We start from the raw sequence: 22,470 nt of genomic DNA on the forward strand, positions 1-22,470 counted from the left end.
ACGCGCCCACGTCCGGCGCGGCGACAACACCGGTATGCGTGTCGTCATCGTGACCGAATCCTTTCCCCCCGATGTGAACGGCGTGGCCCACTGCGCGCTCCAGACCGCCCGGCACCTCGTAGATCGCGGTCACCATCCGCTCGTCGTCGCCCCCGCCCCCGCTCCGGGCAGCGGACCGGACACGGACGCTCCGTGCCCGATCGTCCGGATCCCCTCCCTCCCGCTCCCCGGCTACCCCCAGGTCCGCGTCGCCCTGCCCAGCCGGCGGCTCGCCGCGGCGCTCGTCGAACACCGGCCTGACGTCGTACATCTCGCCAGCCCCTTCGTCCTCGGTGTGCGCGGCATGGCCGCCGCCGCCAGGCTCGGCATCCCCGCCGTCGCCGTGTACCAGACCGACCTGGCCGGCTACGCCCGTACCTACATGGGTGCCGGCGAGGCGGCCGCCTGGCGGCGGATCCGCTCCGTCCACGCCGCCGCCGACCGCACCCTCGCCCCCTCCAGCGCCGCCCTCGGCGACCTGGAGGAGCACGGGGTGCCCCGGGTCCGGCTGTGGCCACGTGGCGTGGACACCGTACGTTTCCGGCCAGATCTGCGGGACGAGGCGCTGCGCCGCGAACTCGCCCCGAACGGCGAGCTGATCGTCGGCTACGTGGGCAGACTCGCCCCCGAGAAGCACGTCGAACTCCTCGCCGGAGCCTGCGGCGTGGACGGCGTCAAGGTCGTGGTCGTCGGCGATGGCCCCAGCCACACCCACCTGACGGAGGCCCTGCCCGGCGCCGTCTTCCTCGGTCGCCGCACCGGAGGCGAGCTCGCGCGGATCTTCGCCTCGCTGGACGTCTTCGCGCACACCGGCCCCTTCGAGACGTTCTGCCAGACCGTCCAGGAGGCCATGGCCAGCGGGGTCCCGGTCGTCGCACCCGCCGCCGGCGGCCCGCTCGACCTGGTCGCCCACGGCCGCACCGGATACCTGGTCCCGCCGCGTGACGCCGACGCCGTACAGGAGGCCGTCCGGGAACTGGCCGCCAACCCGGCGCGGCGGACCGCGTTCGGTGCCGCCGCCCGCACCATGGTCGAGGGCCGCACCTGGGCCGCCGTCGGCGACCAGCTGATCGCCCACTACGACGACGTGCTCGCGGCACGGAAGACGGCGGTGGCGGCATGACCGGCCAGTCCCTGCGCATCGTCCGGCTCGCCAACTTCGTCGCCCCGGCCTCCGGCGGCCTGCGCACCGCCCTGCGCGAGCTGGGCAGGGGCTTCAAGGCGGCGGGCCACGAACCCGTCCTGATCGTGCCCGGCGAACGGCACACCGACCACGACACCGAGCAGGGCCGGGTCATCACCCTGCCCGGCCCGCTGCTGCCCGGCACCGGCGGCTACCGCGTCCTCACCGACAAGCGCCGTGTGGCCGCCCTCCTGGAGGAGCTGGCCCCGGACCGCCTGGAGGTCTCCGACCGCACCACCCTGCGCTGGACCGGCCGCTGGGCCCGCCGCGCGCGCGTGCCCGCCGTGATGGTCTCCCACGAGACCGCCGACGGCGTGCTGCGCACCTGGGGCCTGCCCGAGCACCTCTCCCGGCGCGCCGCCGACGCCCTCAACACCCGGACCGCGCACGTCTACTCACGGGTGGTGTGCACCACCGAGTTCGCCGAGCGCGAGTTCGTGCGCATCGGCGCGCGCAACGTCGTACGCGCCCCCCTGGGCGTCGACCTGACGGAACGCCACCCCGCCCTGCGCGACGCGGGTCTGCGCACCCGGCACGCGCGCGGGGACGAGGCGCTGCTCGTGATGTGCTCCCGGCTGTCCGTCGAGAAGCGCCCCGGCACCGCCCTGGACGCTCTGGACGCGCTCATACGACGCGGGCGGCGGGCGGTGCTCGTGGTGGCCGGGGACGGGCCGCTCAGGGCCCGGCTGGAGCAGCGCGCGCGGGATCACGGGCTGCCCGTGACCTTCCTCGGGCACGTCTCCGACCGGGCCGCGCTCGGCGCCCTCCAGGCCAGTGCGGACATCGCCCTCGCGCCCGGGCCCGCCGAGACCTTCGGGCTCGCCGCGCTGGAGGCCATGGCGTGCGGCACACCCGTCGTGGCGAGCGCGTCCTCCGCGCTGCCCGAGGTCATCGGTTCCGCCGGGGCGACCGCCGCCGACCGGGGCGAGGCGTTCGCGGACGCCGTGGAGCTGCTGCTGGACCGCGGCGAGCACGCGCGGCGGGAGGCGGCACGCGCGCGTGCGGAGTGCTTCGGCTGGGGTACGGCCGTGGAGGCGTTCCTCGCGGCCCACGACGCGGAGGTGCTCCGCCCGGCCGGTGTCCGTCGCACCGTGCAGGAGGGCGTGGCATGACCCCCGTCCGCTTCGTCGCCCTCGGTGACTCGCTCACCCAGGGCGTGGGCGACCCCGTCGGGGACGGCTGGCGGGGCTGGGCCGCGCTGCTGGCGCCCTCCCTCGCCGAGACCCCCGACGCCGTGGAGTTCACCAATCTCGCGGTCAGCGGCGCGCAGACCCGCGACGTGCTGGAGCGGCAGACGCCGGCCGCCCTCGAACTCCGTCCCGACCTGGTGTCGGTGGTGATCGGCGTCAACGACACACTGCGTCGCACCTTCGACATCCGGGCGGTGGCCGCCCGCCTCGACGAGGTCTACGCGGCCTTCACCCGCGAGGGCGCCATCCTCCTCACCGCCTGCCTGCCCGACCCCGGAGCGATGCTGGGCCTGCCGAGCGCCCTGGCCCGTCCGCTGGCCCGTCGGCAGCGGGCCGTCAACACGGTCGTCCACGCGCTGTCCGAGCGGTACCGGGCCGTCCACCTGGACGCCGTGGACGGCGCCTGGATCACCGACCGGAGCCTGTGGAGCGCCGACCGGCTGCACCCGGGCGAGCGTGGGCACCGGCAGCTCGCCGTCCGCTTCCACGCCCTGCTCACCGAGGCGGGCCGTGCGACGGGACAACCGCCGTCCCCCGAACCGGAGTTCTCCGCGCCCACCCGGGCGGCGAGCCTGCTGTGGCTGGCCACGGCCGGCACCGCCTGGGTGGCCCGGCGCTGCAAGGACCTGCTGCCGCAGCTGCTGCGCCTGGCCGCCGACGAACTCCACCACCGGGCCCGCGGCACCAGCGCCCGCCTCGACCTGAGCGCCTCGGCAGCGGTGTCCGAAGCCCTGGCCGCCCTGTCGCAAGCCCCCGACCAGGTCGCCGAGGCTCAGCGACGCCCTGCGGTCACGCAGCCGACAGGGACACCTGCTCCCGCTCGGACGGGCAGGAGGCCGGATACGAACCGTGAGCCCGCGACGGTAGGCAGGGCCTGCGCAGCCGTGGTGCCGGATCAGGTCGGCGAGGCTGTGTCGGCGGGTTCGGTGGGTATGGCCGGCGTGGCTGCGGGAGCGGATCCGGCTGGCGATGTGCGGGTGGGTATGGTCCGCGCGGCGGTGGTGGCGGACCCTGTTGGCGAGGTTGTGTCGATGGGTACGGTCTGCGCCGTCGCGGGTGTGGATCAGGTCGGCGAGGCTGTGTCGGCGGGTAGGGTCCGCGCGGCAGAGGTGCCGGATCTGGTCGGCGAGGCTGTGTCGGCGGGTTCGGTGGGTATGGCCGGCGTGGCTGCGGGAGCGGATCCGGCTGGCGATGTGCGGGTGGGTATGGTCCGCGCGGCGATGGTGGCGGACCCTGTTGGCGAGGTTGTGTCGATGGGTACGGTCTGCGCGGTCGCGGGCCTGGACCAGGCCGGCGATGTCGTGTCGGCGGGTAGGGTCCGCGCGGCAGTGGTGGCGGATCCGGTCGGCGATGCCATGACCGGTGTCACGGCCGGCGCGGTCACGGTGACGGATCCCGTCGGCGAGGCCACAGCGCCCGGTTCGGCCCGTGAGGCCGTGAGGGCGCAGGCCGTGCGGACCACCGTGGCAGCCGGGTAGCGCCCGAAGGGGCGGAAGGCCGGCCGGGACGGCGACCTTGCGCCCGCCCAGGAGCCATGGTGGCGGGCACCGCCTGCGCGGCCGCAGGGGCGCAGACGGCGCGGACGACAGCTGTCACCGGGGAACGCCCGGCGGCCGGCGGCTCGCCCGGAAGGTGACCGGACGCCTGTCCGAAGGGGTCTGGTCGGTGCCGAGGTCCAGGCCCCGCAGGGCAAGCATGGCGCGCCGTGGCTGCTGCGCAGAGACCGCGTACGCGGTACGCGCGCGTGCCCGGGTCCGGCGCCCATCGCCTCAGGCAGCAGCCCTGCCCGCCTCGTCCCGCCCACCTGAACGGTAGGGGATTGTTCAACGATCCCTCAATACCCACGTTGTTTCGTTCCGGACTCTGCGATTGAATTCCGGCATGGCAGAGCAGCTGACGGCACTGGCCGACGACCGTGCGCTCCTGGGGCGTACCAGCACGGCGGAGCGGGTCTCGGACATCCTTCGGAGTCGTATCGCCGACGGGTACTTCCCGCCCGGCACCCGGCTGTCGGAGGACGGCATCGGCGGCGCGCTCGGGGTCTCCCGCAACACGCTGCGCGAGGCGTTCCGGCTGCTCACGCACGAACGCCTGCTGGTCCACGAGCTCAATCGCGGGGTGTTCGTGCGGGTCCTGACCGTAGAGGACGTCGAGGACATCTACCGCACGCGCTCCCTGGTCGAGTGCGCCGTCGTGCGCGGGCTCGGTGAGCCGCCGTACCGGCTGGACGGGGTGGCCGCGGCGGTCGCCGAAGGGGAGCGGGCGAGCGCGGAGAACGACTGGAAGGCGCTGGGCACCGCCAACATCCACTTCCACCGCGAGCTCGTCGCCCTCGCGGGCAGCGAACGCACCGACGAACTGATGCGCAGTGTCTTCGCCGAGCTGCGGCTCGCCTTCCACGTGGTCGACGACCCGCGCCGGCTTCACGAGCCCTACCTCGCCCGCAACCACCGGATCCTGCAGGCGCTGCAGTCCGGAGACAAGCGCGAGGCCGAGCGACTGCTGGAGACGTACCTCGCGGATTCCCTGGAGCGGATGGTGGAGGTGTACCGGCGCCGGGTCGCCCCGTAACTCGGCAGCACCCCGCCCCGGCGGAGCCACTCCGTGCCGTTTGGGTCGATGTCAGACCTAGGACCTACTCTGTGCACCGTGACTTCGCCTGCATCGACGGACAGCGTTCCGCCCCAGCTCAGCGCGGGGCCGCGCCCTGCTCCGGGCCCGGCCGCCGACGAGGGGCTGGCGCGCCGGCTGCGCGCGCTCGCCTGCACCGCGCCGCTGCACGATCTCGACGCGCGCAAGGCCAACCTTGCCGGTGAGTACTCGGTGTACGGCATGGCCGAGGTGGCCCTCGCCGCCATCGACCTGGTCACGCTCAACATGGACTTCGACACCGGCGCCGACCACGAGCAGATCGTGGCCCGGCTCGTCCCGCGCATCGCCGCCCAGGCCCCGCGCCGGCCGACCGCCGAGCACGAGCGCGTGGCCCGCTGGGTCCTGGAGAACCTGATCAACGTCGGCAGCGTCGACCGCGGCTTCCGCGCCGTCTACGGCACCTTCGCACCGGACGGTACGTACGTCCGCCGGGACTACGACTTCAAGCTGATCGAGGAGGTCCCCGGCCCCGGCGGCACGGTGTACCTGCGCACGACGGACGAGGCGGTCAACGTCCTGGTGGGCGCCCTGGACACCGATGTCACCAGTGCCCAGATCGCCGCCGAGGTCAAGCTGGAGGTGCTGATCAACCGAGGCCGGCTCGCCGACGCCCAGCTCGCCGCCGAACAGGCCCGCTACCGCACGGTGCAGTACTCGGAAACCCTCCGCCGCGCCCTGGAGGCCACCCGGCGCAACGTCCGCGCGGTCGACTGGCTGGGCGCCGTGCCCGACATGATCGCCGAGGCCCTCGACCACGTCGCCGACCGCTACCGCCACGAGAACGCGATCCTCACCAACATCCGCAAGGCCCGCGACGAGACAGAGGAGCCCGAGCACAAGCGCCGCGCGGCCGAGCTGGTCGACATCGTCAAGGACTGCATCCGACGGCACACCCAGCTCCAGTCACGGCTGCTGGAGGCCGGCCCGCTGTTCCGCGCGGAGCAGGACCGGCAGGCCTTCGCCACACCGGCGACGACGTCCGGGATAGACCTGTACGGCCATCTCGTCGCCCCCGTCCTGCCGCTGCCCCTGGAACAGGCGATCCGGGTCACGGACGCGTTCTTCGCCGGCGGCACGGGCTTGCGGACGCCGGTGTCCGTCCGGGCGGCGGACCTCGTCGACATACTGCTGACGCCGCCGGTCGAACGGGAGCACCTGGGCGCGGAGATGCCCGAACCCGACCTGATCGCCACGCCGGACGACAGCCGGTTCAGCGAGGAGCAGCTGGCCGCCGCGACGGAGTTGCTGGACCTGCCGGCCGACGCGCCGCGCAGGCTGTCGGGGCTGCTGGCCGAGGCCCGGCGCACCGGGGACCCCGATCTGGCCTATCTGGTGGCCCTGTTGGCGGTTCATGCGGCCAGTCCGGCTGTCGGTACCGCGTACCGGCAGGGTGAGGAGAAGCTGCTGTTCGCCGTGGACGACGGGACCGAGCTGGACGATCCCGAGTTCGGCGGTGCGGACCTGATCGTGGGGACCGCCCTGCTGGACGCGGCCGGGATGGCGGCGGACCGGACGGAAGCAGCATGAGTCAACAACAGCGCGACAAGGAGCCCCGACCGTGAGCGAGCACGTCGAGTGGAGTGAGGCGGAGGCGTCGCCGCCGTCGGCCCCCGCCGCCGTCACCCCCGCCGACGCCGCCGACGCGGCGCGGCTCGTCGCCTTCGGGCTGCAGCCCAAGCTGCAGCCCGCGCGGGACCAGGAGTACACGGAGCTGCTGCGCCGGTACCGCGACGACCCGGCGTTCGCGCGGCTCGCCGACGCCGTCGCCACCGGCCTGGGCCTCGTCGTGCTGGAGGTGTCCCCGCGCGCGGGCATGGCCGTGACGGCCGCCGAGGACTCGGTGTTCGCCGTCCGCCTGGGCGACTACGCGCGTCGCACCGCCGCCGACTCCGGCGACCGCTTCCTGCACGGCCTCGCCCACCTCGCCGTCGCCGCACTGGCCTTCCCGCGCCCGGAGGACCTGGCCGACGACACCTACATCGGCCGGGTCACCGTCAACGGCGTCGACGCCTTCGTACGGCAGGCCTGCCGGCGCCTGGAGGAGCGGGCCGAGAAACTGGGCGAGAACACCGACCCGGCGACCGACGCGCCCGGCCTCGAGGCCGCCTGGCGCATCTGGGCCAGACGCAGTGCCACCGGCGCCACCAAGGACGCCCGCCGCCCGGCCGCCTCCACCACCGGCATCGTCGCCAAGGCCCTCGCCTTCCTCACCGACTCGGGCTTCCTGCAGCGCACCGGCGACGACGGCGGCGGCACCTACCGCACCACGGCCCGCTACCAGCTCCAGGTCCGCGACATGGCCGGCAGCGCCGCCATGGCCGAACTGCTCGAGCTGGGCGTCGTACCGGTGACCGACGGCACGGCCAGCCTGCTGCCGGCCGAGGACACCGAGGACCTGGAGCTGGTGGCCGACGCCGGGCTGCCCTTCCACTCCTGAGGGCCGCCGAGCTCCCGCAGAATCCTGAACCACCGCACTTTTCACCAGACTTACGAGAGTCCGCCATGTACGAGCTGTCCCGGGTCCGCCTCTACTCCATCGGTCCCGCCGGTGCGCGCTACGCCGACACCGTGCTTGACCTGCGGGGTGTGGGCGAGCCCGTGCCCGACCCGGCGCCCACGCAGGCGGAGTTCTTCGAGGAGGAGCCGTCCGGCCCGCCGCGCCGGCCCGCGCCCGCCGGCGTGCTCTTCCTGGAGAACGGCGGCGGCAAGTCCGTCCTGCTCAAGCTGATCTTCTCGGTGATGCTGCCGGGCCACCGCAACACCCTCGGCGGCGCCAGCTCCGGTGTCCTGCGCAAGTTCCTGCTCGCCGACGACTGCGGGCACGTGGCGCTGGAGTGGCAACACGTGCAGACCGGCGAGTGCGTCGTCGTCGGCAAGGTGAGCGAGTGGCGCGGACGGCAGGTGTCCAACGACCCGCGCAAGTTCGCCGAGGCCTGGTACTCGTTCCGGCCCGGCCCCGGACTGAGCCTGGACAACCTGCCGGTCGCCGAGTCGACCGCCGTACGGCCGCCCGTCGAGGGCACCTCCGGCGCCCAGGGCCGGCGCCGCACCATGAAGGGCTTCCGCGACGCCCTGACCGAGGCCGGCAAGGCCTACCCGCACCTGGAGGTGCACTGGGAGGAGATCCACGACCGCTGGATCGAGCACCTCGGCGACCTCGGACTCGACCCCGAACTCTTCCGCTACCAGCGGGAGATGAACGCCGACGAGGGCGAGGCGGCCGGCCTCTTCGCGGTCAAGAAGGACTCCGACTTCACCGACCTGCTGCTGCGCGCCGTCACCGACACCCGCGACACCGACGGCCTCGCCGACCTCGTCGGCGGCTTCGGCAACAAGCTGGGCCGCCGCGCCGAGTTGATCGCCGAACGGGACTTCACCGCCGGGTCCGTCGACCTGCTCGGGCGGATCGTCGAGGCCGCCGAGGCCCGCTCACGCGCGCGTGACATCCACACCGGCGCCGAACGCCGTACTCGCGCCCTCGCCCGGCGGCTGTCCGCGCGGGCCGTGCAGGAGCGGGTGCGGGCCGCCGACCTCGCCCAGCGGGTCACGGCCGCCGCCTACGCCGTCACCCACTCCGAGGGCGCCCGGGAGCGCAGCGCGCTGATCGCGGCAGAACTCGCCTACCGGCACGCCTCCCTCGCGCTCGCCGCCGCCGAGAAGTCCGCCGCCGCGCAGAAGCGCGAGCTCGCCGACGCCCGCACCCTGCACTCCGCCTGGCAGGCCGCCGAGGCCGTCCTGCGCCACCGCGCCGCCGCCGACCGCGTCGCGCGCGTGTCCGCCGCCATCCAGGAGGCCGAGCGGGACGCCGCGCCCGCGCTCGCCGCGCGAGCCAAGGCCGCCGTGGACCTCGTAGGGGCCCTGCACGCGGCCGCGGAGAGCGCCGAGGCCCTCGCCAACGAGGAGGAGGAGCGCTCCGCCGCCCTGCAGGAGGCCGGCGATTCCGCGTACCGCGATTCCACCACCGCCGCGACCGAGGCACAGCGCGCCCGCAGCGAGGCCGGGCATCTGCGCCAGCGCCTCTCCGAGGTCGAACAGGAGACCACCGAGGCCGTCCGGGCGGGCTGGCTCGACGACAGCGCCCCGGACGCCGACCCGGCGCGGGCCGCGCTCGCCGCCAGCGATGCCGAGAAGAGTGCCGTCGCCGCCTGGGACGCGGCCCGCGAGGCCGCCCGCAGAGCCACCGAGCACGCGCGCGAGGCGGCCGCCGCCGAGTCCCGCGCGGAACTGACCGCCGCCCGCGCGGCGGACGCCGCGACGGCGGCCGAGCGGTCCTACGAGGCCGAGCGGCGCCTCGCCGAGTCCCTGGCCGCCGAGGAACGGCTGGCCGAACTGCTCAGCCTGCCGGGCGCGCCCGCGGCCGGGCAGCCCGGCGTGCCCGGGCCCCGGTCCGGGGCCGATGACGCGATGGGCACCCGGGACGGCGCGCGCGCCGGCGCGGCCGTCGAGACGGGCGCCGGCCGGGGACCGGATCGTCCCGCGGACGGGCGTGAGGGCGCCGCGGAGCCGACGGGACCGGGCGCGCACGGCACTCGTCGCCTCCCCGCCGAAGGCCCCCTCACCCCCGAGGAACTCGACCGTTTCGCCGACGAGTTGCGCGAGCTCCTCGACGACGCCGTCTCAACCGCCGAACGGCACCTGTTCGAGCTGCGCACCGCCGCCGCCGACGACTCCCGGATCCTGGGCGCGCTCGGTGACGGCGGACTCCTGCCGCCGGGTCCGGACGTCCTGGCCACGGTGGAGTTCCTCGGCGAGCACGGCATCCCCGCCCTGCCCGGCTGGCGCTACCTCGCCCAGGCCGTCGACCCCGCCGACCACGCGCGCGTGCTCGCCGCCCGCCCGGAACTGGTCGACGGCGTGATCATCACCGACCCGGACACGCACGCGCGTGCCCGCGAGGTGCTCGGGGACGCCGCCCTGCTGCCCCGTTCCGCCGTCGCCGTCGGCACGGCCGCCGCCCTGCTCGCCCCGCCCCCCGCCGACAGCGCCGCCTCCGGGGACGTCTTCCTCGTGCCGCCGAACCCGGCCATGCACGACGAGCACGCCGCCGACGAGGAACGGCAGGCACTGCGCGCACGGGCCACCGAGCGCGACGAGGAGATCCGCACGCTCGCCGCGCGCCTCGGCAAGGACCGCGAACTGGCCGCCCGGCTCGCCTCCTGGCGCACCGGCTGCCCCGCCGGACGCCTCACAGAACTGGCCCGGGCCGCCCAGGAAACCCGCGCCTTCGCCGAGGAGACCGAGGCCGAGCTGGCGGAGGCCCGCACCCTGTGCGCGGAGGCCGACGAGGCCGCCGCCGAGGCCGTACACGTCCGTGACGAACGGCAGGAGGCCGCGCAGAGGGCCCGCCGCGCCGCCGACGCCCTCGCCGGGCTCGCCCACCGGCTGCGCGAGCGCGCCGGGTGGCAGGCCCGGCTGCGGGAACTCGCCGACGAGGCCGCCGAGTCCGAGGCCCGGGCCCAGACCTGCCTGGAGCGCGCCCGCGCCGCCGACGAGGACCGCCGCGCCGCCCAGCGTGCCGCCGACGACGCCCGCCGTACCGCACGCGCCCTGCGCGCCGAGCGTTCCGAGATCGCCGGCGCCCCCGACGGCGTACCCGTCGAGGACACAGACGCCCCCAAGGCCGCCCTGCCCGCCCTCCGCGAGGCCTACCGGGCCGCCTCCCAGCTGTACGAGAAGGTCGGCGTCGGCGCCGACCTGCGCGCCGAGCAGGCCCGCGCGGAGAGCGACGAGAGCGCCGCCCGCGCCGAGCTCGACCGGCTCAGCAACAAGGTGCGCACCCGGGCCGAGCAGCTGCTGCAGTCGCCCGACGGCTCCGACGGGCCTTCCCGCCAGGCCGCAGCCGCCCGCGCGGAGGAGCTGGTCCAGCTCCTGGAGACCCGCATGTCCAGCGCGAGCGAGCAGCTCGGCCGGCTGCGCGGCGAGGCCGAACGGCTCGCTCCCGACGACGGCGAGGCGCACACCGAGTTGCCCGAGGAACTCGTCCCGCGCGACGCCGAGCACGCCCAGGCGCTGCTGCGCACCGCGACGGGTGAGCTCGCCGCCCGCACCGAGGCGCTGGCCGAGGCCCGCGAGGCCCACGCGGAGCTGCTGGAGGCCCACCGGGCCGCCGAGGACGCGGCCGGCGGCTTCGACGAGATCGCCGCGATGCTCCGCGACCTGCTGCGCGAGCACGTCACCGAGGACGAGCAGGACGAGCCGGAGCCGTACCCCGGCAGCCTGGAGGAGGCCCGGCACTCCGCCGCCGAGGCCCGCCGCTCGCTGCGCGGCTGCGCCGCCGATCTGTCCGCCGCCGAGGCGGCCGTGCGCGAGGCGAGCGACGTCCTCGTCCGGCACGCCAACTCCACGCGCTACGAGCAGGTCCGCACCCCCGCCCGGCAGCAGATCCGCGAACTGCCCGCGTCCGCGCTGCCGGAGCACGCGCAGAAGTGGGCGGACGCGTTCGCACCCCGGCTGCGCGTCCTGACCGACGAGCTGGCCCAGCTCGAGCGCAACCGCGACTCGATCGTGGACCGCCTGAGGGGACTGGTGGAGTCGGCTCTCGCCACCCTGAGGTCCGCCCAGCGGCTGTCCCGGCTGCCCGAGGGGCTCGGCGAGTGGTCCGGCCAGGAGTTCCTGCGCATCCGCTTCGAGGAGCCCGACCAGGCCACCCTCACCGAACGGCTCGGCGAAGTCATCGACGACGCCACACGCGCAGCCGTGAAGAAGAACTCCGACCTGCGCCGGGACGGCATGTCGCTGCTGCTGCGCGGAGTCGCGGCCGCGCTGCAGCCCAAGGGCGTGGCCGTCGAGATCCTCAAGCCCGACGCCGTACTGCGCGCCGAGCGGGTACCGGTCGGGCAGATGGGCGATGTCTTCTCCGGCGGCCAGTTGCTCACCGCCGCGATCGCCCTGTACTGCACGATGGCCGCCCTCCGCTCGAACGACCGGGGCCGGGACAAGCACCGGCACGCCGGCACGCTGTTCCTGGACAACCCGATCGGCCGGGCCAACGCCACCTACCTGCTGGAGCTGCAGCGGGCCGTGTCCGACGCGCTCGGCGTGCAGCTGCTGTACACCACCGGTCTGTTCGACACGACCGCCCTGGCCGAGTTCCCGCTGGTCATCCGCCTGCGCAACGACGCCGACCTCAGGGCGGGCCTGAAGTACATCAGCGTGGAGGAGCACCTTCGGCCCGGGCTGCCCCAGCAGCCCCAGGCCGGAGAGGCGGGGCACAGCGAGATCACGGCGACGCGGATGTTCAAGAAGCCGGTGCCGAACACGCCGTAGCGGCGAGCCGTGGAACTCAGGGGTGGGACAGTTGCCCGGTGCCGCCTCGGCGGCGTATGCGGTCCTGCTCGCGCAGGGCCGCGCGCTCCTCGCGCCGACGGGCACGCCGCTCGCGGCGGAGTGCCCGGGCCGTGCTGCTCGGTTCGGAGACCACGCCGTACCGCTGGTTCCACACCTGGCGGGTCACCCACACGTCGACCACGGCCCACGTGGCCACCACCGTGCTCGCCACACTGCTGATCACCATCGGGAAGGCCAGCCAGGACTCGGCCAGCGTGCAAAGGAACGCCACCATCGCCTGTATCAGCGTCACCGCGATGATCAGGAGGGCCCGCACCGCCGCCGTACGCACCGGATCCGGCAGCGGGTGCCGGCGGGCGGGCTCCTCGACCCACAACGGCCGGTAGTACTGCTGCTGTTCGCGGGCGGACTCCCGGGCGCGGCCACGCGCCCGAATGTCGCGATCCGGTGCCTCCGCGCCCCGCCGCGCCGCCGAGCGCCCCGCCACACTCTCCTCGGGCGCATCGCGCCACTCCGCCGTGCCCATCACCGCGTACCTCCCCACCGCCGACACACCGCTCGCCCCGGTGTCACAAGACACCGACTCCCCAGTGGCTGCCCGGCTTGCGCTGTTTTACGCCGCCGAGGTGCGGGATGCGGCACCTGTGGCCCATTCCGCCCCCATTTCCCGTAGAGAAGGACGAACGAGACCGGCCGATGATTCCCGACCAGGGAAAAATTCCAGCCAACCGCCCGGTCGCTGCAGCGCCGTCCGGCCGGGCGCGGCCGCGGGATCGCGGTGGCAATCTCCCGCAATGCCCGGACAACTCGGCATCTCTTGCCGCCGGAGCGGAAGTTCACCCTCCGGACATGTCTTCGAGTTATCTGTGAGGCGGTAGTAGGCTCGCGCCGTTTGTTGACGGACATGTGCACCCCCGGCCGGCGGGGGTCGAGCTGGGGGAGGCCATGCGCTTTCGCGGGAAGTCCATCCGCCGGAAGATCGTGGCGCTGCTTCTCGTGCCGCTGGTGTCCCTGACCGCCATCTGGGGCTTCGCAACGGTGCTCACCGGGCGCGAGGTCGCCCGGCTGTTCCAGGTGACGGACGTGAAGCAGGACATCGGCTATCCCGCCGAGGACACCGTCCGCGTACTGCAGCAGGAGCGCCGCCAGACCCTCGTGTACCTGGCCGACCCGAGAGCCGCCGACAGCCTCTCCGCGCTGCAGCGCACCCGCGCCGCCACCGACCGGGCGATCGCCACGATCCGCAAGAACGCCGGCGACCACGACGTCGTCGACAACATGGACGCGGACGACAGCGAACGCCTCACCGCCGCCCTCGCCGCCTTCGACGGCCTCGGCTCCCTGCGCCGTGACGTCGAGCAGCGCACGGTCACCCGCGCTCAGGCCTTCGACCTCTACAACCGCCTGGTCGACCCCTGCTTCACGCTGTTCGCCGTCCTCGAAGGCATCGACGACGTAGAACTGGACGCGCAGGAGCGCGCGCTGGTCAACGTCAGCCGCGCCCGTGAACTGCTCTCCCGCGAAGACGCCCTGCTCGGCTCGTCCCTCGTCGTCGGCCGGCTCACCCGGGGCGAGACCCGTGACATCTCCGACCTCGCCGCCCAGCGCAGGGTCCTGTACGACGTCAGCCTGCCACTGCTGCCGGCCGCCGACCGCGAACGCTACGAACGCTTCTGGAAGGACGCCACCACCGCCCCGCTGCGCACGGCCGAACAGACCGTCATCGACACGGACTCCGGCACTCCCCGCGGCGTCACGGCGCAGAGCTGGGACTCCGCGGCCGCGAACGTCCTGGACGAACTCGGCACCCTCGACGACCAGGTCGGCGACCACCTCCAGGGCCGTACCCACCCGGTGGCCATGGGCGTCATCCTACAGGCGGCCGTCGCGGGCCTGCTCGGCCTGGTCGCGCTCGTGTTCTCCCTCTTCCTGTCGGTACGGATCGGCCGCGGCCTCATCCGCGACCTGCGTCAGCTGCGGCTGGAGGCGCACGAGGCCTCCGGTGTCCGGCTGCCCAGCGTGATGCGCCGCCTGTCCGCCGGCGAACAGGTCGACGTCGAGACCGAGGTACCGCGCCTGGAGTACGACAAGAACGAGATGGGCGAGGTGGGTCAGGCCCTCAACACCCTCCAGCGGGCCGCCGTCGAGGCCGCCGTCAAACAGGCCGAACTGCGCTCCGGCGTCTCCGAGGTCTTCGTCAACCTCGCCCGCCGCAGCCAGGTGCTGCTGCACAAGCAGCTCACGCTTCTCGACACGATGGAACGCCGGACCGAGGACACCGACGAGCTCGCCGACCTCTTCCGCCTGGACCACCTCACCACCCGTATGCGCCGGCACGCCGAGGGCCTGGTGATCCTCTCCGGCGCCGCACCCTCCCGGCAGTGGCGCCGCCCGGTGCAGCTGATGGACGTCGTACGCGCCGCCGTCGCCGAGGTCGAGGACTACGAACGCATAGAGGTACGGCGGCTGCCCCGGGTCGCCGTCACCGGTCCGGCCGTCGCCGACCTCACCCACCTCGCGGCCGAACTCCTGGAGAACGCCACGGTCTTCTCGCCCCCGCACACCGCCGTCCAGGTGCTCGGCGAGCGGGTGGCCAACGGCTTCACACTGGAGATCCACGACCGGGGTCTCGGCATGACGGCCGAGGCGCTGCTGGACGCCAACCTGCGCCTCGCCGAGACACCCGAGTTCGAACTGTCCGACACCGACCGGCTCGGCCTATTCGTGGTCAGCCGCCTCGCCCAGCGCCAGAACATCCGGGTCTCGCTCCAGCCCTCGCCCTACGGCGGCACCACCGCGGTCGTGTTCATCCCCGACGCGCTGCTGAGCGACGACGTACCCGACACCAACGGCCTCGGCTTCCGCCTCGACCGGAAGCGCCCGGCGAAGGAGGTCGGGCAGACGGGCCGCGGCGCCGGACGCGCCGTGGCACCCGCACAGCTGCCCGGCCTGCCGACCTCGTTGCTGGACGGCCCGATCGAGCTGGAGGCGCCGGTGGATCTCGACGCCATCGACGCCTTCCCCGGCGTCCTGGCCGACGAGGACAGCGAGCGCGGTGGACTGTTCCGGCCCCGCCGCACCCGCGCCGACGACCAGGCGCCGCCCCCGCCCGCCGACCGCGCGTCACGCGAAGAGGCCGGCGACCGCGGGCCCATACCGCTGCCGCGCCGGCAGACCCCCAAACTGGTCAGCTCACACGGCAGGCCCGTCACCGACCAGCAGCCCCCCGGCGCCTCCCGCCGCCCCGACACGGGCGGACTGGCCCCGCTGCCCTCCCGCCGCCGCACCACCGCCTCGCGCCGGGCTGCCGAACTCCCCGACGGGGCCGCTGCCGAGGGCACCGACCGAGTCGAGGAAGGCGAGGGCACCGGCACGACGCCGGACGTCCCCGCCCTGCCCCGGCGCACCCGGCCGTCCGAGCCGCTCGCCGACGGGACCGGCACGACGCCGCCCGAGCCCTCCGCCGGCGCAGATGCGACGCCGGGCGTTCCCCCTCTGCCGTGGCGCACCACCGCCTCCCGCCGGGCTGCCGAACTCCCCGACGGGGCCGCTGCCGAGGGCACCGACCGAGTCGAGGAAGGCGAGGGCACCGGCACGACGCCGGACGTCCCCGCCCTGCCCCGGCGCACCCAGCCGCCCCAGCTCTCCGCCGGCGACGGTCCGGACACCGCAGGCCGGTCCGGCGCCGGCCCGGTCGAGCCCACCGGCGGGGGGTCCCGTCCCGGAGTCACCGGAGACCTCGGAGACACTGGGGGCACCCGCGGTCCCGCGGCCACAGAGCCGGTCGGCGCACCGGGCGACGAGCCGGTCACCGGCACCCTGCCCCGGCGTGTCCGTCAGGCCAGCCTGGCCCCCCAGCTCAAGCAGCACACCGCACGGCGTGCCGAGCGCGCGGCGCGGACCGCCGACCGCGACGCCGAGGAGGTCCGCAGCCGGATGGCCTCGCTGCAGCGCGGCTGGCAGCGCGGCCGGGAGGAGAATGCCGGGGGCGACGCAGACCACAACGGCACAGCACAAGGAACGACTAAGGGGGACGGTCGATGACCGCACCGAAGGCGACCGACCACACGGCGACCGACAAGGGGCAGCTGAACTGGCTCCTGGACGACCTGGTCGATCGGGTCGCCAGTATCCGCAAGGCCGTCGTCCTGTCCGGCGACGGGCTCGCGACGGGGGTGTCCAAGGACCTGACCCGGGAGGACAGCGAGCATCTGGCCGCCGTCGCATCCGGCTTCCACAGCCTCGCCAAGGGCGTGGGCCGCCACTTCGACGCAGGCGGCGTCCGGCAGACGGTGGTCGAGCTGGACGACGCCTTCCTGTTCGTCACCGCCGCCGGGGACGGCAGCTGCCTCGCCGTCCTGTCCGACGCCGACTCCGACGTCGGACAGGTCGCCTACGAGATGACGCTCCTGGTCAAGCGGGTCGGCGTACATCTGGGCACCGCCCCGCGCACCGATCTGTCCGCAGGCGGGTAGTGGGATGACATGAGCACAGACGGTCAGGTGAGAAACCACTGGTTCGACGACGAGGCCGGACCGGTCGTCCGTCCGTACGCCATGACACGCGGCCGTACCACGAGTCCGGCCCAGCACCGGCTCGATCTGATCGCGGTGGTCGTCACGGAATCCGGCGCGGGCGATCCCGAAACGGATCCGGCGCTGTCGCCCGAGCACGTGGAGATCGTCGGGCTCTGCCGCGGCGAACCGCAGTCGGTCGCCGAACTCGCCGCCGGACTCGACCTGCCGATCGGAGTGGTGCGGGTGCTCATCGGCGACCTGGTGCACGCGGAACTCGTCCATGTCACACGCCCGGTGCCACCGGCCGAGCTGCCGGACGAGAGCATTCTGCGCGACGTGATCAACGGCCTCCGGGCGCTGTGATCCCGTACGGCAAGACCCCCTCGAGCAGGAGAAGAAACCGATGATCCTCGGGCGTTCTGAGCGCGGCAAGCCCCCGGTCGAGCCCGTCACGCTCAAGATCCTCGTGGCCGGCGGCTTCGGCGTGGGAAAGACGACCCTCGTCGGCGCGGTCAGCGAGATCAGGCCGCTGCGCACCGAGGAGCTGCTCACCGAGGCCGGCCGCCCGGTCGACGACACCAGCGGTGTGGAGGCCAAGCACACCACCACCGTGGCCATGGACTTCGGCCGTATCACCCTGCGCGAGGACCTGGTGCTGTACCTCTTCGGCACGCCCGGGCAGGAACGGTTCTGGTTCATGTGGGACGAGCTGTCCGAGGGCGCGCTCGGCGCCGTCGTCCTCGCCGACACACGGCGCCTGGAGGACTGCTTCGCCGCCGTCGACTACTTCGAGCGGCGTGGCATTCCCTTCCTCGTCGGCGTCAACTGCTTCGAGGAGGCGGCCCGTTACCCGGCCGAGGCCGTCCGGCAGGCCCTCGACCTGGACGACGGCGTACCCGTCCTGCTGTGTGACGCGCGGGAGCGGGAATCGGTCAAGGAAGTGCTCATCGGAGTCGTCCGGCATGCGATGGAGTACGCCGCGAACCACCGCCAGCCCGCCCTGGGCTGACCCACGCCGCCCTCGGCAGGCCCACGGGCACGGCCCGTACCCCCGCCGACCGGGGTACGGGCCGTGGTCCGGTGAAGAGCCCTCACGCGTGCGTGCCGTGGGAAAAGCCCTCACTCGCGCGTGCCGCGCACGGTTACGCTCCGTCCTCCCTCGCGTCCTCCAGCCAGCCGAAGCTCTTCTCCACGGCCTTGCGCCAGTTGCGGTACTCGCGGTCGCGCACCGACGGCTCCATCGCCGGTGTCCACTCCGCGTCCCGCTGCCAGTGCGACTTCAGCTCGTCCAGGTCGTTCCACACGCCTGTCGCCAGACCGGCCGCGTAGGCGGCGCCGAGGCAGGTCGTCTCCGACACCCGTGGCCGGATGACCGGGACGCCGAGGACGTCCGCCTGGTGCTGCATGAGCAGGTTGTTCTTCGTCATGCCGCCGTCGACCTTCAGGGTGGTGATCCGCACGCCGGAGTCCTGGTACATGGCGTCCACGACCTCCCGGGTCTGCCAGCTCGTCGCCTCCAGCACCGCGCGCGCCAGATGGGCCTTGGTGACGTACCGGGTGAGGCCGGTGACGACACCTCGCGCGTCGGAACGCCAGTAGGGCGCGAACAGGCCGGAGAACGCGGGCACGATGTAGGCGCCGCCGTTGTCCTCGACGCTCGCCGCCAGTGTCTCGATCTCGTCGGCGGTGCGGATGATCCCGAGCTGGTCGCGGAACCACTGGACCAGCGCGCCCGTTATCGCTATGGACCCCTCCAGGCAGTACACCGGCGCCTCCTCGCCGATCTTGTAGCCCATCGTCGTCAGCAGCCCGCTCTTGGACGGCACCGGCCGGTTGCCCGTGTTCAGCAGCAGGAAGCTGCCGGTGCCGTAGGTGTTCTTCGCGGTGCCCACGTCGTAGCAGGCCTGCCCGAACACGGCGGCCTGCTGGTCACCCAGAGCCGAGGCGACGGGCACACCGGCGAGCTGCCCGACCGCCGTGCCGTACACCTCGGCGGAGGACCGGATCTCGGGCAGCACCGCCTCGGGCACGTTCATGGCGGACAGGATGGCGGGATCCCACTGGAGCGTCTCCAGGTTCATCAGCATGGTGCGGCCGGCGTTCGTGACGTCGGTGACGTGCCGGCCGCCCTCGGTGCCGCCGGTGAGGTTCCAGATCAGCCAGGAGTCGATCGTCCCGAAGGCGATCTCGCCGCGTTCGGCCCGCTCCCTAAGGCCGGGCACATGGTCCAGCAGCCAGGCCGCCTTGGGCCCGGAGAAGTAGCTGGCCAGCGGCAGCCCGGTCTGTTCACGGAAGCGGTCCTGGCCGTCCGTGCCGCCCAGTTCGTTGCACAGGGCCGCGGTACGGGTGTCCTGCCAGACGATCGCGTTGTGCACCGGCTTGCCCGTGGCGCGGTCCCACAGGACGGTCGTCTCCCGCTGGTTGGTGATGCCGAGCGCGCTCAGCTGGTCGGCGCGCAGCCCCGCCTTGGCGAGCGCCCCGGCCACCACGGCCTGCACCTTGGACCAGATCTCGGTCGCGTCGTGTTCCACCCAGCCCGGCTTCGGGAAGATCTGGCGGTGCTCGCGCTGGTCCACGGCGACGATGGCTCCGCTGTGGTCGAAGACGATGCAGCGGCTGGATGTGGTGCCCTGGTCGATGGCGGCGACGTAGGTGTCGGCGGTGTCCGTCATGGCAGTCCCCTGGGTCGCTGGGTCGGGTCGCTGGTCAGAGGGGCGCGTGTGCGGTGGGAGGGCGGCGTACGGGCCGGGAGCGGGCATACGGGGCGAGGAGGCCCGCGGCGCGGACGCAGGCGTGTACGGGGTCGGTGGTGACGTTCGGGGATCAGAAGGCCGCGTTGTAGATGGCGCCGGCGAGTACCCCGCCGATCAGCGGTCCGGCGACCGGGATCCAGGCGTAACCCCAGTCGGACGTGCCCTTGTTGGGGATCGGCAGGAAGGTGTGCACGATCCGCGGCCCGAGGTCGCGGGCCGGGTTGATGGCGTACCCGGTGGGGCCGCCGAGGGAGAGCCCGATGCCGACGACGAGCAGGGAGACGATCAGCACGGTGGTGCCGGACTCGCCGAGTCCCTTGGTCAGCCCGAACGCGAGGATCGGCAGCACGAGCGCGACGGTCGCGATGATCTCGGTGATGAGGTTGGCGACCGGGTTCCGGATCTCCGGGATGGTCGAGAAGATGCCGAGCGTCGGAACCGGTTCGTCGGCCGTGCCCTCCGTCGTGCCCTCCTTGCGGACGTTGGCCTGGAACTGGGCGAGGTAGACGAGATAGGCCAGTACGGCCCCGAGCATCGCGCCGACGAGCTGGCCCAGCAGATACACCCAGACCTTGCCCCACTTGCCGGTGTCGATGGCGATGCCGATGGTGACCGCGGGGTTGAGCTGTCCGCCGGACAGCGGAGCGGCGGTGTACGCGCCCGCGAGCACGCCGAAGCCCCAGCCGAACGCGATGACGACCCAGCCCGAGGCCCGCGCCTTGGAGTATCTGAGAGTGACGGCGGCACAGACACCGGCACCGAAGAGGATCAGGATCGCGGTGCCGATCACTTCGCCGACGAAAATATGTCCATTGCTCATGGCGGCTCCCTTGGCGCCGGTGGGGGCGGTGAGCCCCGGCCCTCCGTGCAGGAACGTTCCGTTGGCGTCTTCAGCCGTAGGCAGGGAGCCCCGCGCCCCGCCCGGCGTTCGTGACGAACGTGCCGTTGCAGCCGTATCGCCGAAGAGGGACGAGTTGTGGAGCAGGACAGACCCGTGGCGCAGTGCCTGATAACGCCGAGAATGTACGGCGATGTCGGCTGACACCGGGAAGTGTTCACCGGCGTCCCGGGGGCGTCAAGGTTGCCGACGGCGACGGTGACGGCGACTCGCCCTGCGGCCCGGTGGCGACGGCGCCGGCAACCCACACGACGCCCAGGTCACCGCGCCGGAGCCCGACCCAGGTGTGCGGGAAGGACGTTCACCGCCCCGGCTCGGCCGTCGCGTACCCGGCCTGCGCCACCGCCCCGGTGCCGCGCCGGACCTCGTGGCCGGGCAGCCCGGCCCGTCCGAGCACCCAGCTCGCACCGCGCAGCGCCTTGGCCGCCTGCTTCAGCGGAGCGAGCTGCGCGGCGGCCTGACGGTGGTCGCCCACGCTTCCCGGCGCGCACACCACGGTCGCGAGGGAGAGCGTGACCGGCCGGTCTCCCGCCGACCAGGGCGCGTCGAGCACCGCCGCGACCAACGGGTCGAGCGCCTCCTCCTCGGCCAGCACCAGGAAGTCGTCCCCGCCGATGTGCCCCACGCGCGCGTTCCCCGAGACCGCCTGCTGCAGCGCCCGCCCCACCGAGCGGATCAGCTCGTCGCCCATGGCGAACCCGGCACTGTCGTTGACCTGCTTGAAGTGGTCGATGTCCAGCCAGCTGAGGGCGAACGTCCGGCCGTCCGCGATCCACCGGTCCACCTCGCCTGTGATCGCGTCCGAACCGGGCAGCCGGGTCAGCGGATTGAGCCCGGCGGCCTCCTCGACGCGGCTCTCGGCCAGGGCCCGCACCAGGTCCGCGAGCCGTACGACGCCGACGCACCGGCCGTACCGGTCGACCACCGCGACATCGTCGGAGGTGCGGTCCCGGCCGCCGACCGCGACGACGTCCAGCACCTCCCATGCGGTGGCGTCGACCCCGACCGTACGGGGCGCGTCCCCCAGCTTGAAGGCCGGCCGGTCGGCGTACAGGGCGTGCCCGTAGCGGCCGGACATCGTCAGCAGGAACCGTGAGCGGTGCACCGAGCGCACGGGCCTGCCCACCTGGTCCACCAGCAGCACACCGGACACGTCCGGCGATCCTGTCAGCAGCCCCCGCACCTGCCCCGCCGAGGCGGTCACCGGCAGTACGGCGGCCGGGCGCACGAACTCCCGTACCGACGGCCCGGACCGGGGCACACCGACGGTGCCGGGGGTGCGGGGCGGAACGTATACGTCCGCGGCGGGGATCCGGGCCGGCGGCGCGAACAGCTCGCCCTGGCCCAGCTGCGCCCCGGCCGACAGCGCCGCCGCGTATTGCAGCTCGGTCTCCACCCCCTCCACCGCGACCAGGGCGCCCAGCACCTCGCACAGGGTCCGCATCGCCCGCACCGCGGCCGGCCGGGACAGCAGCGAGGCATCGAGTTTGACCAGGTCGGGGGAGAGGTCGGTGAGCAGCCGGAGCGGTACGTCGCCGTCCCCGATGCCGTCCGCGCTGATCTTGAAGCCCTGTTCGCGCAGTGCGGCCACGGCCTCCAGCAGAGCCCGTTGCGGCACGTGCGTGTAGGGCGGGACCACGTCCAGAGTCACCTCCCAGGGCAGGCGTCCGGCCGCGCGCACGGCGTCGTGCAGCGGGGTCAGACCGCCGAGGTCGGCGAGGGTGGCCGCGAACACGTTCAGATGCAGCGGCAGCAGGGTTTCCTTGTGCGTCGCGGCGCGGAGCGCCAACACCGTGAGTCTTCCGTCGAGTTCGGGGTCTCGGCGGGCCTCGGCCAGGATGTCACCGGTCTCCGGGCGGGCGAGTGTCTCCAGTGCGGTGACCGCGCCCGTCCTCAGGTTGACCACCGGCTGGAAGGCGAAGCGGAGAGTGTCCGTCCAGGAGTGCACGGG

General features: G+C 73.7%; 14 protein-coding genes and 1 pseudogene. 11 read left to right on the plus strand and 4 right to left on the minus strand.

Annotation, left to right across the window (positions count from 1 at the left end; translation table 11 throughout):
* The first annotated feature begins 34 nt into the window (after positions 1-34).
* The 7 genes and pseudogenes from LMU33_RS09275 to LMU33_RS09305 all read left to right on the plus strand — a co-directional run bounded on the left by LMU33_RS09275 (position 35) and on the right by LMU33_RS09305 (position 12,330).
* Complete coding sequence (locus LMU33_RS09275) at positions 35-1,162, plus strand: glycosyltransferase family 4 protein (protein ID WP_228619024.1); 1,128 nt, start codon at positions 35-37, stop codon at positions 1,160-1,162.
* Positions 1,159-2,334 carry a glycosyltransferase gene (locus LMU33_RS09280; protein WP_228619026.1) on the plus strand — a complete coding sequence of 392 codons (1,176 nt, stop codon included), beginning with the start codon at positions 1,159-1,161 and terminating at the stop codon, positions 2,332-2,334. Before LMU33_RS09275 ends, LMU33_RS09280 begins: the two co-directional genes overlap by 4 nt.
* A pseudogene (locus LMU33_RS09285) lies at positions 2,331-3,173 on the plus strand (SGNH/GDSL hydrolase family protein); the annotation flags it as partial. The gene LMU33_RS09280 and the pseudogene LMU33_RS09285, both read left to right, overlap by 4 nt.
* Positions 3,174-4,293: 1,120 nt before the next feature.
* A complete protein-coding gene (locus LMU33_RS09290) occupies positions 4,294-4,983 on the plus strand; it encodes a GntR family transcriptional regulator (protein WP_228619027.1) in 690 nt (229 codons plus the stop codon).
* Between the two features lie 78 nt (positions 4,984-5,061).
* Positions 5,062-6,591, plus strand: a complete 1,530-nt coding sequence (locus LMU33_RS09295; RefSeq protein WP_228619028.1) for a hypothetical protein — start codon at positions 5,062-5,064, stop codon at positions 6,589-6,591.
* A gap of 31 nt (positions 6,592-6,622) precedes the next feature.
* Positions 6,623-7,501: a hypothetical protein gene (locus LMU33_RS09300; protein ID WP_228619030.1), complete on the plus strand. Its 879-nt coding sequence runs from the start codon at positions 6,623-6,625 to the stop codon at positions 7,499-7,501.
* Between the two features lie 65 nt (positions 7,502-7,566).
* Positions 7,567-12,330 carry a coiled-coil domain-containing protein gene (locus tag LMU33_RS09305; protein ID WP_228619031.1) on the plus strand — a complete coding sequence of 1,588 codons (4,764 nt, stop codon included), beginning with the start codon at positions 7,567-7,569 and terminating at the stop codon, positions 12,328-12,330.
* Between the two features lie 16 nt (positions 12,331-12,346).
* Here LMU33_RS09305 and LMU33_RS09310 read toward each other — a convergent pair whose 3' ends face one another.
* Entirely contained in the window at positions 12,347-12,877 is a 531-nt protein-coding gene (locus LMU33_RS09310; protein WP_228619032.1) for a hypothetical protein, read from the minus strand.
* Positions 12,878-13,296: 419 nt separating this feature from the next.
* Between LMU33_RS09310 and LMU33_RS09315 the strand changes: the two genes are divergently transcribed.
* The 4 genes from LMU33_RS09315 to LMU33_RS09330 are packed head-to-tail and all read left to right on the plus strand — an operon-like array spanning position 13,297 to position 17,877.
* On the plus strand, positions 13,297-16,395 hold the full coding sequence (locus LMU33_RS09315) for a nitrate- and nitrite sensing domain-containing protein (protein WP_228619034.1): 3,099 nt from the start codon (positions 13,297-13,299) through the stop codon (positions 16,393-16,395).
* The gene (locus LMU33_RS09320; RefSeq protein ID WP_228619035.1) at positions 16,392-16,826 is read left to right on the plus strand and encodes a roadblock/LC7 domain-containing protein; all 435 of its coding nucleotides are present in this window, start codon (positions 16,392-16,394) and stop codon (positions 16,824-16,826) included. The genes LMU33_RS09315 and LMU33_RS09320 overlap by 4 nt, the downstream gene beginning before the upstream one ends.
* Positions 16,827-16,835: 9 nt before the next feature.
* Positions 16,836-17,231: a DUF742 domain-containing protein gene (locus tag LMU33_RS09325; RefSeq protein ID WP_228619037.1), complete on the plus strand. Its 396-nt coding sequence runs from the start codon at positions 16,836-16,838 to the stop codon at positions 17,229-17,231.
* 40 nt (positions 17,232-17,271) lie between these two features.
* Positions 17,272-17,877: a GTP-binding protein gene (locus tag LMU33_RS09330; protein WP_228619038.1), complete on the plus strand. Its 606-nt coding sequence runs from the start codon at positions 17,272-17,274 to the stop codon at positions 17,875-17,877.
* Positions 17,878-18,010: 133 nt separating this feature from the next.
* Here LMU33_RS09330 and glpK read toward each other — a convergent pair whose 3' ends face one another.
* From glpK to LMU33_RS09345, 3 genes are all read right to left on the minus strand, one after another.
* Positions 18,011-19,540, minus strand: coding sequence for a glycerol kinase GlpK (gene glpK, locus LMU33_RS09335; RefSeq protein WP_228619040.1), 1,530 nt, complete (start codon positions 19,538-19,540; stop codon positions 18,011-18,013).
* 151 nt (positions 19,541-19,691) lie between these two features.
* On the minus strand, positions 19,692-20,441 hold the full coding sequence (locus LMU33_RS09340; protein ID WP_228619042.1) for an MIP/aquaporin family protein: 750 nt from the start codon (positions 20,439-20,441) through the stop codon (positions 19,692-19,694).
* Positions 20,442-20,820: 379 nt separating this feature from the next.
* Positions 20,821-22,467: a GGDEF domain-containing protein gene (locus LMU33_RS09345; protein WP_228619044.1), complete on the minus strand. Its 1,647-nt coding sequence runs from the start codon at positions 22,465-22,467 to the stop codon at positions 20,821-20,823.
* Positions 22,468-22,470: the final 3 nt, after the last annotated feature.

Source organism: Streptomyces barringtoniae (genome assembly GCF_020819595.1).
Lineage (GTDB): Bacteria > Actinomycetota > Actinomycetes > Streptomycetales > Streptomycetaceae > Streptomyces > Streptomyces barringtoniae.

Coding starts and splice junctions, on each gene's coding strand:
- LMU33_RS09275 (WP_228619024.1), top strand. CDS start 35: ATGCGTGTCGTCATCGTGACCGAATCCTTTCCCCCCGATGTGAACGGC.
- LMU33_RS09280 (WP_228619026.1), top strand. CDS start 1,159: ATGACCGGCCAGTCCCTGCGCATCGTCCGGCTCGCCAACTTCGTCGCC.
- LMU33_RS09290 (WP_228619027.1), top strand. CDS start 4,294: ATGGCAGAGCAGCTGACGGCACTGGCCGACGACCGTGCGCTCCTGGGG.
- LMU33_RS09305 (WP_228619031.1), top strand. CDS start 7,567: ATGTACGAGCTGTCCCGGGTCCGCCTCTACTCCATCGGTCCCGCCGGT.
- LMU33_RS09310 (WP_228619032.1), bottom strand. CDS start 12,877: ATGGGCACGGCGGAGTGGCGCGATGCGCCCGAGGAGAGTGTGGCGGGG.
- LMU33_RS09315 (WP_228619034.1), top strand. CDS start 13,297: ATGCGCTTTCGCGGGAAGTCCATCCGCCGGAAGATCGTGGCGCTGCTT.
- LMU33_RS09320 (WP_228619035.1), top strand. CDS start 16,392: ATGACCGCACCGAAGGCGACCGACCACACGGCGACCGACAAGGGGCAG.
- LMU33_RS09325 (WP_228619037.1), top strand. CDS start 16,836: ATGAGCACAGACGGTCAGGTGAGAAACCACTGGTTCGACGACGAGGCC.
- LMU33_RS09330 (WP_228619038.1), top strand. CDS start 17,272: ATGATCCTCGGGCGTTCTGAGCGCGGCAAGCCCCCGGTCGAGCCCGTC.
- glpK (WP_228619040.1), bottom strand. CDS start 19,540: ATGACGGACACCGCCGACACCTACGTCGCCGCCATCGACCAGGGCACC.
- LMU33_RS09340 (WP_228619042.1), bottom strand. CDS start 20,441: ATGAGCAATGGACATATTTTCGTCGGCGAAGTGATCGGCACCGCGATC.